This is a genomic window from Citrobacter sp. S55_ASV_140, from assembly GCF_018919505.1.
In the GTDB taxonomy this organism is placed as follows: Bacteria; Pseudomonadota; Gammaproteobacteria; order Enterobacterales; family Enterobacteriaceae; genus Citrobacter; species Citrobacter werkmanii.
Map to the genome: position 1 here is coordinate 1 of NZ_JAHLQZ010000134.1, position 11,453 is coordinate 11,453.

Genomic DNA, 11,453 nt, shown 5'->3' on the forward strand with positions numbered 1-11,453 from the left:
TCAAAGCACGGTATGATTATCCAAATAAAAAGTTGCATCAACGCGACGAAAAGCATCAAATTAACCAGTTTCTGGCCGACTGGTTACGGTACTGTTTAGCACATGGAGCGATGGCGATTCCGGTTTATTAGCGTCGTGAAACCTAAGGACACCATTTGGAAAGCCTGTTAACCCTTCCTTTGGCTGGTGAGGCCAGAGTCAGGATCTTACAAATTACAGACACTCACCTGTTTGCCGAAAAGCATGAAACGCTGCTGGGTGTGAATACCTGGGACAGCTATCAATCCGTACTGGATGCAATACATGCTGAGTCGCCAGAGTTCGATCTGATCGTCGCGACTGGCGATTTGGCGCAGGATCAATCCGCTGCGGCTTATCAGCATTTTGCTGAGGGCATCGCAAGTTTTCGTGCGCCCTGCGTTTGGCTCCCGGGTAATCATGATTTTCAGCCTGCAATGTACAGCTCGCTGCAGGACGCGGGCATTTCCCCGGCTAAGCGCGTCTTCATTGGCGAACAGTGGCAAATCTTGTTGCTGGACAGCCAGGTGTTTGGCGTTCCCCACGGCGAGTTAAGCGAATTTCAGCTCGAATGGCTGGAGCGTAAACTTGCCGATGCGCCTGAACGCAATACCTTGCTGCTTCTGCATCATCATCCTCTGCCAGCGGGCTGCAGCTGGCTCGATCAGCACAGTCTGCGCAATGCCGCCGAACTGGACAACGTGCTGGTGAACTATCCGCGCGTGAAGTATCTGCTGTGTGGGCATATTCATCAGGAACTGGATCTGGACTGGAACGGTCGCCGCCTGTTGGCGACGCCATCGACCTGCGTGCAGTTTAAGCCGCATTGTTCTAATTTCACGTTAGATACCATCAGCCCCGGCTGGCGTACGCTGGAGCTGTTTGCTGACGGTACGTTGCAGACTCAGGTGTGTCGTCTGCAGGGTAATCGGTTTCACCCTGATACCGCTTCAGAAGGTTACTGATGTCTACGCTTCTTTATCTTCATGGATTTAACAGTTCTCCTCGTTCGGCGAAGGCATGTTTGCTGAAAAGCTGGCTGGCGGAGCACCATCCGCACGTTGAGATGATTGTACCGCAGCTGCCGCCGTATCCTGCTCAGGCCGCAGAGATGCTGGAATCGATCGTTCTTGAGCATGGCGGCGAGTCGCTGGGGATTGTCGGTTCCTCGTTGGGCGGCTATTACGCCACCTGGCTGTCACAATGTTTTATGCTGCCAGCGGTGGTGGTGAACCCGGCGGTACGGCCTTATGAACTGCTGGTCGACTATCTCGGTCAAAACGAGAACCCCTACACCGGGCAGCAATATGTGCTAGAGTCACGCCATATTTACGATCTTAAAGTCATGCAGATTGACCCGCTGGAAGCGCCGGATTTGATCTGGTTGCTCCAACAAACGGGCGATGAAGTGTTGGACTACCGCCAGGCGGTGGCGTATTACGCCTCCTGCCGCCAGACAGTTACTGAGGGCGGAAACCACGCATTCACGGGCTTCGAAGATTATTTCAACCAGATTGTCGATTTTCTTGGACTGCACAGTTTCTGACGATCAATTCGAACTGCTTATTTAAACCATGACGCAAACTTATAACGCTGATGCCATTGAGGTACTCACTGGGCTTGAGCCGGTACGCCGTCGCCCTGGGATGTACACCGATACGACCCGTCCGAACCACCTTGGGCAGGAAGTGATTGATAACAGTGTGGATGAAGCACTGGCGGGCCACGCAAAACGTGTGGACGTGATCTTACATGCCGACCAATCTCTGGAGGTCATTGATGATGGCCGCGGCATGCCAGTAGACATTCACCCTGAAGAAGGTGTTCCGGCGGTTGAGTTGATCCTCTGCCGTTTACATGCGGGTGGTAAGTTCTCCAATAAAAACTATCAGTTCTCTGGTGGCTTGCATGGGGTGGGTATCTCCGTGGTCAACGCTCTGTCGAAGCGTGTGGAAGTAAACGTGCGTCGCGACGGGCAGGTGTACAACATCGCGTTTGAGAACGGCGATAAGGTGCAGGATTTACAGGTTGTCGGGACCTGCGGTAAACGCAATACCGGAACCAGCGTGCACTTCTGGCCGGATGAAACCTTCTTCGACAGCCCGCGTTTTTCCGTTTCGCGCTTAACGCACGTCCTGAAAGCTAAAGCGGTATTGTGTCCGGGTGTTGAGATCACCTTTAAAGATGAGGTCAACAATAGCGAACAGCGCTGGTGCTACCAGGATGGTCTGAATGATTATCTGAGCGAAGCGGTGAATGGCCTGCCTACCCTGCCGGAAAAACCGTTTATCGGTAATTTTAGCGGTGAGACGGAGACCGTTGACTGGGCGCTGCTCTGGCTGCCGGAAGGCGGCGAGCTGCTGACCGAAAGCTATGTAAACCTGATCCCGACCATGCAGGGCGGTACGCATGTTAACGGTCTGCGTCAGGGCCTGCTGGATGCGATGCGCGAGTTCTGCGAATACCGCAATATTCTGCCGCGGGGCGTGAAGCTGTCGGCGGAAGATATCTGGGATCGCTGTGCCTATGTGCTGTCGGTGAAAATGCAGGATCCGCAGTTTGCCGGGCAAACCAAAGAGCGCCTCTCCTCGCGCCAGTGCGCGGCATTTGTCTCTGGGGTGGTGAAAGATGCCTTCAGCTTGTGGCTGAACCAGAACGTGCAGTCAGCCGAACTGCTGGCTGAGATGGCGATTTCCAGCGCCCAGCGTCGTCTGCGCGCGGCGAAAAAAGTGGTGCGTAAAAAGCTGACCAGCGGTCCGGCGCTGCCGGGGAAACTGGCGGACTGTACCGCACAGGATCTCAATCGCACCGAACTGTTCCTCGTCGAAGGTGACTCAGCGGGCGGATCGGCCAAACAGGCGCGCGATCGTGAGTATCAGGCGATCATGCCGCTCAAAGGTAAGATCCTCAATACCTGGGAAGTCTCTTCCGATGAAGTGCTGGCCTCGCAGGAAGTTCACGATATTTCGGTGGCGATCGGTATCGATCCGGACAGCGACGACCTGAGCCAGTTACGTTACGGTAAGATCTGTATCCTGGCGGATGCGGACTCCGATGGTCTGCACATCGCCACGCTGCTGTGCGCACTGTTTGTGAAACACTTCCGCACGCTGGTGAAACACGGTCACGTGTACGTGGCGCTGCCGCCGTTATACCGTATCGACCTCGGCAAAGAGGTCTATTACGCGCTGACGGAAGAAGAAAAAGCGGGCGTACTGGAACAGTTAAAGCGCAAGAAAGGCAAGCCGAACGTGCAGCGCTTTAAAGGTCTGGGTGAAATGAACCCGATGCAGCTGCGCGAAACCACGCTGGATCCGAACACTCGTCGCCTGGTGCAACTCATCATTGATGATGAAGACGATCAGCGCACCAACGCAGTGATGGATATGCTGCTGGCCAAGAAGCGTTCTGAAGATCGTCGTAACTGGTTGCAGGAGAAAGGCGACCTGGCGGATCTCGAAGGGTAAGGGGTATGTAGGCCGGATAAGGCGGTTTGTGCCGCCATCCGGCAAGGTCATCATGCCCGATGGCGTACGCTTATCTGGCCCGGCGGCCAGAACAATAACTTAAATGCCCGGCTCCAGAATACGAATATTCATCTCCAGCACATCGCCTTTGACGGCTTCGCTGTAGGCTTTCATATGCGGAGTCTGCAAATGCGCTTCAAGGTGGGCGATGCTTTCCCACTGTTCAATCATGACGATTGAATCCGGGGCTGTAGTCTGAAAACTGACGCCAGCAGCATGATCGACCATCGGCGCGTAGCCGTGGCAACCTTCTTCCTGTAAAACGATCGGAACGATTTTAGCGAACTGATCCAGTACCGCCTGGCGGTGATGTTGACCTGGACGTGTACGGATTTCTGCAATAACGGTAAGCATGGTTAACTCCTTCTAATTCCAGGTTACCAGTTAACCAAAAATTTCGTTCAGATGCTTGCGATATTCTGCGATATAACGCGGGACATCCGGCATTTTAATCACGTCATTGGTGATAAAGGTCGGCAGCGCTTCCATTCCCAGGAACTGGTTTGCTTTATGGAATGGGAGATAAACGCCATCAACCCCAACGCCATGGAAGAACTGATCTTTTTCCGTGAAGGCTTCCATCGGCGCGTTCCAGGTCAGAGACAGCATGTATTTTTTGCCCTGAATCAGTCCGCCGGAACCGTATTTTTTTGACGCATCTGAACGCGTGCGCCCATCGCTGGCGTACAGCGTACCGTGCCCGGCAGTGAACACGTCATCAATGTATTTCTTCACCGTCCACGGCGCGCCCATCCACCAACCCGGCATTTGCCAGATAACTGCGTCTGCCCAGACGAAGTTCTGCACTTCTGCTTGCACATCATAGTCGCTGTCAGCGCGTACGACTCTAACATCATGCCCGAGGTCGCGCAGGATACCGTCCGCGACCTCGGTCAGGGTGTCATTCAATTGCCCATTAGAATGGCCAAATTTTTTCGCACCGTTGATAATCAGGATGTTGCTCATTTTGTGTCCTCAAAGAATAACGTTTGAGGCCGATTCTACGCTGATGATCGGTACGGTGAAATTAGCAAAATGTGCAAAGTCTTTTGCTGACTGCGCAATAATAACGCAGTTACCAACTGATTTTAGCTTCAAAGCCGCCTTGCGGCGCATTACCAAACGAGGCTGACATTCTGTGTAAGGTCGCGATGCGACGGACAATTGACAGCCCCAGACCGCTGCCGGTCACGCTTTGCCCCGGTGGGCGATAAAAGCGTTCTCCAATGTGCATCAGAACTTCCGGCGCAATACCTGGACCATTATCTTTGACGCTAAAATTGCGGGCGTTGAGCGTCACTTCCACAATACTTCCCCGTGGACTATAGCGAATCGCATTATCCAGCAGATTTCGCACCATCAGGCTGAGTAACAGCGGTTGCCCGGTACATGTGATGCCGTGCGCGTTAATCTGCAAACGTACGTCAATATGCGCCTGCTGGGCCGAATGGTAGATATCCATCACCGAAGATTGCAGCAACTCCTCCAGCGAGATTTCCGCCACATCCTGAAGATTGTCGAGGGAGTCAAGGCGCGAAAGCGTCAGTAACTGATCGACCAGACGCGTGGCGCGATCGATCCCGGCCTGCATCTGCATTAAGGCTTTTTGCCGTGCCTGCGGGTCATCGTCAGACAGTTGCGCCACTTCGGTTTGCACTTTCAGCGCCGTCAATGGACTACGCAACTCGTGAGCGGCATCTGAAGTAAAGCGCCGTTCACGCACCATGGTGGTATGAATACGGGTGAAAAGTTGGTTGAGTGATTCAACCAACGGGCGGACCTCGCCAGGAATGCCTTTCAAACTGAGCGGTTCTTCTGATTCCGGGTCGCGTAAACGTAGCGCCTGCGCCAGTTTCTTCAGTGGCTTAAGTTCAAGACTTAACAACACAATCAGGATTAACAGCATCAGCGGCAGAGCAACCAACCACGGCACCAATTGTGCTGTTACAATCGCTAAAGCCATATCTTCACGATATTCCCATTCCTGCCCGACAACGATTCGATACTTTTTATCTGCGGAAGTCAGCCAGACAAAACGCCATTTATCGTTGTCGCCATTCAGATAGCCATCGTCAAAACCTTCCCGGCGATAGCTGTAGGGAATGTATTGGCCATTGTCGCCATCGTGAAGAACCATTTTCCCTTCTGGCGTGTAGGCCGCAAAGGTCAGTACATCGTCGTCAATATGACCATGTTTGAATTTTTTCGGGGTATGCGCGATGCGTTCAGAGGCTTTGAGTTCATCAAGATCCAGCGTGACCAGACGCTTGGCGAACAGCATTTGCTGCGTGTCGAACATCTCATTCACGTTGTCGGTGGTTTGCTTCCAGGCGACAAAGCTGGAAATCAACCAGGTCACTAAAACCAAAATCATAAAGATAAGCGTTAGCCTGATGCGCAGGCTGAGACGTTGTGCGAGTTTCATGCGTCACCCAGGGTGTAGCCAATGCCATGCACGGTACGGATAAAGTCGCTGCCGAGCTTACGGCGTAAGTGATGGACGTGTACTTCAACCGCATTGCTGGAGACGTTTTCGTCCCAGGTATACAGTTTTTCTTCAATCAGTTTGCGGGGCAGGACGCGGCCCTTGTTACGCATAAGCAGCTCCAGCAGCGCGAACTCTTTGGGCTTAAGAGACAACGGTTCGCCAGCCGCCGTGGCGACCAGCGCCCCGGGATCAAGCGTCACCTCGCCATGGCGTAATGTGTTGCTGGCCTGGCCGCTGGCACGACGCACCAGCGCCTCCAGCCTAGCGGCAACTTCAATCAACGCGAAGGGTTTACACAGATAGTCGTCCGCGCCCAGGCGTAAGCCTTCAACGCGTTCTGCCAGCGCGTCGCGGGCGGTCAGGATCAGCACCGGTTCCTGCTTCCCGTTGGCTCGCCACTCGCGCAGGATATCCCGTCCGTCTATGCCTGGCAGCGTCAGGTCGAGGATTACCGCATCATACGGGGCACTGTAGAGTGCTTCTTTCCCCTGACGTCCTTCGGTAAACCAGTCGATGCTAAAACCCATTTTACTCAGACCGGTTTTAAGGCCATCGCCAATCAACGTATCATCTTCAACCAGTAAAATGCGCATATATTCTTCCCTGCGAAAACTCTCTTTGCCGTCAGTAAACCTTGTCGCCGCCGCATCTGTACAGCAAAAAAGAATCTTTTTTTTCCTTAAGAACTTGTTAAGGATTAACTTATTTAATAGTCGTAAACCAACATGAAAGGGAGACATGACGATGAAAAAATTAGCTGCAATGGTTGCCGTAATGGCACTGTGTTCCGCACCTGTTCTGGCAGCGCAGCAGGGCGGCTTCTCTGGGCCAACGACGACTACGCAAAGCCAAAGCGGCGGGTTTGTCGGCCCGAACGGCAGCATCACGACGGTAGCAAGTGCTAAATCGCTGCGCGATGACGCTTGGGTTACCTTGCGTGGGAACATCGTTGAGCGTATTTCCGACGATTTGTATGTGTTTAAAGATGCGACCGGCACGGTGAATGTGGATATTGACCATAAGCGCTGGAACGGCGTAACCGTAACCCCGCAGGATGTGGTTGAGATCCAGGGCGAAGTGGATAAAGACTGGAACTCCGTTGAAATCGACGTGAAACAGATTAGCAAAGTTGCTAAATAATCCCCATCAGGGCCGCATTCGCGGCCCTTTTCTTTGTGACTCAACACGCCAGATAGGGTAGTATCTGCGGCAATATTGCCCTTCAATAGAGGGGTACAAAGTTGAGGAACCACGATTAATGAGCGATATGGCAGAGCGCCTGGCGCTGCATGAATTCACGGAAAACGCCTATCTGAACTACTCCATGTACGTCATCATGGACAGGGCGTTGCCATTTATTGGCGATGGTTTGAAACCCGTTCAGCGTCGCATTGTGTATGCAATGTCCGAACTGGGGCTGAATGCCAGCGCCAAATTTAAAAAATCCGCCCGTACCGTCGGTGACGTGTTGGGTAAATACCACCCGCACGGCGACAGCGCCTGCTATGAAGCGATGGTGCTGATGGCGCAGCCGTTCTCTTACCGTTATCCGCTGGTTGATGGTCAAGGAAACTGGGGGGCGCCGGACGATCCCAAATCCTTCGCGGCGATGCGTTATACCGAATCCCGCTTGTCTAAATATGCGGAAGTCCTGCTGGGTGAACTCGGCCAGGGAACGTCGGACTGGGTGCCAAACTTCGACGGCACCATGCAGGAGCCAAAGATGCTGCCTGCGCGTCTGCCAAATATTCTGCTGAACGGTACGACCGGTATTGCCGTTGGTATGGCGACGGACATTCCGCCGCATAACCTGCGAGAAGTCGCCAAAGCGGCGATTACGCTGATTGAGCAGCCGAAAACAACGCTCGATCAACTGCTGGACATCGTGCAGGGGCCGGATTACCCGACCGAAGCCGAGATTATTACCTCGCGTGCGGAAATTCGTAAGATTTACGAAAACGGACGCGGCTCCGTGCGTATGCGCGCGGTATGGACGAAAGAAGATGGCGCGGTGGTGATTTCCGCGCTGCCGCATCAGGTTTCCGGGGCAAAAGTGCTGGAGCAGATCGCTGCTCAAATGCGCAACAAAAAGCTGCCGATGGTTGACGACCTGCGTGACGAATCGGATCACGAAAACCCGACCCGTCTGGTGATTGTCCCGCGCTCCAATCGCGTGGATATGGAACAGGTAATGAACCACCTGTTTGCCACCACCGATCTGGAAAAAAGCTACCGTATCAACCTGAACATGATTGGCCTCGACGGTCGCCCGGCGGTGAAAAACCTGCTGGAGATCCTCACCGAATGGCTGGCGTTCCGCCGTGATACCGTGCGTCGTCGCCTGAACTATCGTCTGGAAAAAGTGCTTAAGCGCCTGCATATCCTTGAAGGTTTGCTGGTGGCGTTCCTCAACATTGACGAAGTGATCGAGATTATTCGTCATGAAGATGAACCTAAGCCTGAGCTGATGTCGCGGTTTGGCATTTCTGAAACGCAGGCTGAAGCTATCCTTGAGCTGAAATTGCGCCATCTGGCCAAACTCGAAGAGATGAAAATCCGCGGTGAGCAGGATGAACTGGCGAAAGAGCGCGATCAACTGCAGGCCATTCTCGCTTCCGAGCGTAAAATGAATAACCTGCTGAAGAAAGAGCTGCAGGCCGATGCCGAGGCCTATGGCGACGATCGCCGCTCCCCGCTGCAGGAACGCGAAGAAGCGAAGGCGATGAGCGAGCACGACATGCTGCCGTCTGAGCCGGTGACCATTGTATTGTCTCAGAGTGGTTGGGTGCGTAGCGCCAAAGGCCACGACATTGATGCGCCAGGATTAAGCTATAAAGCGGGCGACAGCTTTAAGTCGGCAGTGAAGGGCAAGAGCAACCAGCCGGTGGTGTTCGTTGACTCGACCGGACGCAGCTACGCCATCGACCCGATTACGCTGCCGTCGGCACGTGGTCAGGGCGAACCATTGACCGGTAAGCTCACGCTGCCGCCGGGCGCGACGGTGGAGCATATGCTGATGGAAGGCGACGATCAGAAACTGCTGATGGCATCCGATGCGGGCTACGGTTTTGTCTGTACCTTCAACGATCTGGTAGCACGTAACCGTGCGGGTAAGGCATTGATTACGCTGCCTGAAAATGCACGCGTTATGCCGCCGGTGGTGATTGAAGATGAAACCGATATGCTGCTGGCGATAACGATGGCCGGTAGGATGTTGATGTTCCCGGTGAGCGATTTGCCGCAACTGTCGAAAGGCAAAGGGAACAAGATTATCAATATCCCTTCAGCAGAAGCGGCGAAAGGCGAAGATGGCCTGGCGCTGCTCTATGTGCTGCCGCCGCAAAGCACGCTGACTATTCACGTCGGTAAACGCAAAATTAAACTGCGTCCTGAAGAGTTGCAGAAAGTGACCGGCGAACGCGGTCGTCGCGGCACGCTGATGCGTGGTCTACAGCGTATCGATCGCATTGAAATTGACTCGCCTCGACGCGCCAGTCAGGGCGATAGCGAAGAATAACGCGACTGCCCGGCTCTCCCTGCTTTCGCTCAGGGAGAGCCAACGTTAAAATTTCCCGTAAAACCGTTGTTTATTCGTGCGTTGCGATTAACAATACGCTTTTCCAGAGAGCCGCCTTAACAAAGCCCTAACCTGATGCAGAGTTATGTATCCGGTGACGTAAAATGCCAGGCTCTTAGGCCTTAGAGGTTGTTATGTTATATATTTTTCGTTTAATCATTACTGTTATTTACTGCATTCTGGTCTGTATTTTCGGTTGTATATACTGTCTGTTCAGCCCACGGAATCCAAAACACGTCGCAACGTTCGGTCATATGTTTGGCCGCCTGGCTCCCCTTTATGGCCTGAAGGTCGAGTGCCGCATGCCGGCAGACGCGCAGAATTATGGTAATGCTATCTATATTTGTAACCATCAGAACAACTATGACATGGTTACCGCTTCGAATATCGTTCAGCCGCCGACGGTAACGGTGGGTAAAAAAAGCCTGCTGTGGATCCCGTTCTTCGGGCAACTGTACTGGTTAACCGGTAACCTGTTGATCGACAGAAACAACCGTGCTAAAGCGCACAGCACCATTGCAGCCGTGGTGAACCATTTCAAAAAACGTCGTATTTCTATCTGGATGTTCCCGGAAGGGACGCGCAGCCGCGGCCGTGGTCTGCTGCCGTTTAAAACCGGCGCGTTTCATGCGGCGATTGCTGCAGGCGTTCCGGTCATTCCAGTCTGCGTTTCTACAACCTCGAACAAGATCAAATTAAACCGACTCAATAATGGTCTGGCGATTGTAGAGATGTTGCCGCCGGTGGATATTAGCCACTTTGGTAAAGATCAGGTTCGTGAACTGGCAGCGCATTGCCGCTCGCTGATGGAACAAAAAATCGCAGAACTCGATAAAGAAGTTGCTGAGCGGGAAGCCGCCGGTAAGGTTTAATCCGCACAATTCGGTTTTTTTACAGGAAAAGATTTCCTGCGTGTTAATCGCCAGTTTTTCATGGAGTTTATATGTCATTCAGTCGGCGTCAGTTCATTCAGGCATCGGGGATCGCACTGTGTGCAGGTGCTGTTCCGCTGAAGGCTAATGCTGCCGGTCAGCAACAACCGTTACCTGTGCCTCCACTGCTGGAGTCTCGTCGGGGGCAGCCGTTATTTATGACGCTGCAACGCGCGCATTGGTCCTTTACACAAGGCACGCGCGCGCCTGTCTGGGGGATTAACGGCCGCTACCTGGGACCGACAATTCGCGTCTGGAAAGGGGATGACGTCAAGCTTATTTACAGCAATCGTCTGACAGAAAATGTCTCGATGACCGTCGCCGGATTACAGGTACCTGGTCCGCTGATGGGGGGCCCGGCGCGCATGATGTCCCCTAATGCGGATTGGGCGCCAGTGCTGCCGATCCGCCAGAATGCCGCCACGCTGTGGTATCACGCCAATACGCCAAATCGTACTGCCCAGCAGGTCTATAATGGTCTTGCCGGGATGTGGCTGGTTGAAGATGAGGTCAGTAAATCCCTGTCTATTCCCAACCATTACGGCGTGGATGATTTTCCGATCATTATCCAGGACAAGCGTCTGGACAACTTTGGTACGCCGGAATACAGCGAACCCGGTAGCGGCGGTTTTGTTGGGGATACGCTGCTGGTTAACGGGGCGCAAAGCCCGTATGTCGAAGTTTCCCGCGGCTGGGTACGCTTGCGCTTGCTGAACGCGTCAAACTCGCGTCGTTACCAGCTGCAAATGAGCGATGGCCGCGCGCTGCATGTGATTTCCAGCGATCAGGGCTTTTTACCCGCGCCTGTTTCATTGAAACAGCTCTCGCTGGCGCCAGGCGAACGTCGTGAGATCCTGGTGGATATGACTAACGGTAATGAGGTCTCTATTACCTGTCTCTTATACACATCT

General features: G+C 53.5%; 12 protein-coding genes. 8 read left to right on the forward strand and 4 right to left on the reverse strand.

Annotation, left to right across the window (positions count from 1 at the left end; translation table 11 throughout):
- From KQJ18_RS17095 to parE, 4 genes are all read left to right on the forward strand, one after another.
- Window positions 1–131 (forward strand): DUF1249 domain-containing protein (locus KQJ18_RS17095; RefSeq protein ID WP_182562166.1); only part of this gene is annotated, 131 nt, incomplete at its 5' end.
- A gap of 24 nt (window positions 132–155) precedes the next feature.
- Window positions 156–983 carry a 3',5'-cyclic-AMP phosphodiesterase gene (gene cpdA / locus KQJ18_RS17100; protein ID WP_069324348.1) on the forward strand — a complete coding sequence of 276 codons (828 nt, stop codon included), beginning with the start codon at window positions 156–158 and terminating at the stop codon, window positions 981–983.
- Window positions 983–1,564, forward strand: coding sequence for an esterase YqiA (yqiA, locus tag KQJ18_RS17105; protein ID WP_038633915.1), 582 nt, complete (start codon window positions 983–985; stop codon window positions 1,562–1,564). Before cpdA ends, yqiA begins: the two co-directional genes overlap by 1 nt.
- 28 nt (window positions 1,565–1,592) lie before the next feature.
- On the forward strand, window positions 1,593–3,485 hold the full coding sequence (gene parE, locus KQJ18_RS17110; protein WP_005123094.1) for a DNA topoisomerase IV subunit B: 1,893 nt from the start codon (window positions 1,593–1,595) through the stop codon (window positions 3,483–3,485).
- Window positions 3,486–3,584: 99 nt separating this feature from the next.
- Here the strand turns inward: parE and KQJ18_RS17115 are convergent, their stop codons facing one another.
- The 4 genes from KQJ18_RS17115 to qseB form a co-directional block, all read right to left on the reverse strand.
- The gene (locus tag KQJ18_RS17115) at window positions 3,585–3,899 is read right to left on the reverse strand and encodes a putative quinol monooxygenase (RefSeq protein WP_069324347.1); all 315 of its coding nucleotides are present in this window, start codon (window positions 3,897–3,899) and stop codon (window positions 3,585–3,587) included.
- Window positions 3,900–3,929: 30 nt separating this feature from the next.
- Entirely contained in the window at window positions 3,930–4,511 is a 582-nt protein-coding gene (locus KQJ18_RS17120) for an NAD(P)H-dependent oxidoreductase (protein WP_006688047.1), read from the reverse strand.
- 109 nt (window positions 4,512–4,620) lie between these two features.
- Complete coding sequence (gene qseC, locus KQJ18_RS17125; RefSeq protein ID WP_069324346.1) at window positions 4,621–5,970, reverse strand: quorum sensing histidine kinase QseC; 1,350 nt, start codon at window positions 5,968–5,970, stop codon at window positions 4,621–4,623.
- On the reverse strand, window positions 5,967–6,626 hold the full coding sequence (qseB, locus tag KQJ18_RS17130; protein WP_032940770.1) for a quorum sensing response regulator transcription factor QseB: 660 nt from the start codon (window positions 6,624–6,626) through the stop codon (window positions 5,967–5,969). The genes qseC and qseB overlap by 4 nt, the downstream gene beginning before the upstream one ends.
- Before the next feature lie 151 nt (window positions 6,627–6,777).
- Here qseB and KQJ18_RS17135 point away from each other — a divergent pair, with 151 nt between their 5' ends.
- The 4 genes from KQJ18_RS17135 to ftsP all read left to right on the forward strand — a co-directional run.
- Window positions 6,778–7,173, forward strand: coding sequence for a YgiW/YdeI family stress tolerance OB fold protein (locus KQJ18_RS17135; protein ID WP_038633899.1), 396 nt, complete (start codon window positions 6,778–6,780; stop codon window positions 7,171–7,173).
- 118 nt (window positions 7,174–7,291) lie between these two features.
- A complete protein-coding gene (parC, locus tag KQJ18_RS17140; RefSeq protein WP_087856819.1) occupies window positions 7,292–9,550 on the forward strand; it encodes a DNA topoisomerase IV subunit A in 2,259 nt (752 codons plus the stop codon).
- A gap of 194 nt (window positions 9,551–9,744) precedes the next feature.
- Window positions 9,745–10,482 (forward strand): 1-acylglycerol-3-phosphate O-acyltransferase, encoded by a 738-nt coding sequence (plsC, locus tag KQJ18_RS17145; RefSeq protein WP_038633894.1) that lies wholly within the window; start codon window positions 9,745–9,747, stop codon window positions 10,480–10,482.
- Window positions 10,483–10,553: 71 nt separating this feature from the next.
- A partial coding sequence (gene ftsP / locus KQJ18_RS17150; RefSeq protein WP_216422369.1) for a cell division protein FtsP occupies window positions 10,554–11,453 on the forward strand: 900 nt, incomplete at its 3' end.

Coding starts and splice junctions, on each gene's coding strand:
- KQJ18_RS17115 (WP_069324347.1), bottom strand. CDS start 3,899: ATGCTTACCGTTATTGCAGAAATCCGTACACGTCCAGGTCAACATCAC.
- KQJ18_RS17120 (WP_006688047.1), bottom strand. CDS start 4,511: ATGAGCAACATCCTGATTATCAACGGTGCGAAAAAATTTGGCCATTCT.
- yqiA (WP_038633915.1), top strand. CDS start 983: ATGTCTACGCTTCTTTATCTTCATGGATTTAACAGTTCTCCTCGTTCG.
- KQJ18_RS17135 (WP_038633899.1), top strand. CDS start 6,778: ATGAAAAAATTAGCTGCAATGGTTGCCGTAATGGCACTGTGTTCCGCA.
- plsC (WP_038633894.1), top strand. CDS start 9,745: ATGTTATATATTTTTCGTTTAATCATTACTGTTATTTACTGCATTCTG.
- parE (WP_005123094.1), top strand. CDS start 1,593: ATGACGCAAACTTATAACGCTGATGCCATTGAGGTACTCACTGGGCTT.
- qseC (WP_069324346.1), bottom strand. CDS start 5,970: ATGAAACTCGCACAACGTCTCAGCCTGCGCATCAGGCTAACGCTTATC.
- parC (WP_087856819.1), top strand. CDS start 7,292: ATGAGCGATATGGCAGAGCGCCTGGCGCTGCATGAATTCACGGAAAAC.
- qseB (WP_032940770.1), bottom strand. CDS start 6,626: ATGCGCATTTTACTGGTTGAAGATGATACGTTGATTGGCGATGGCCTT.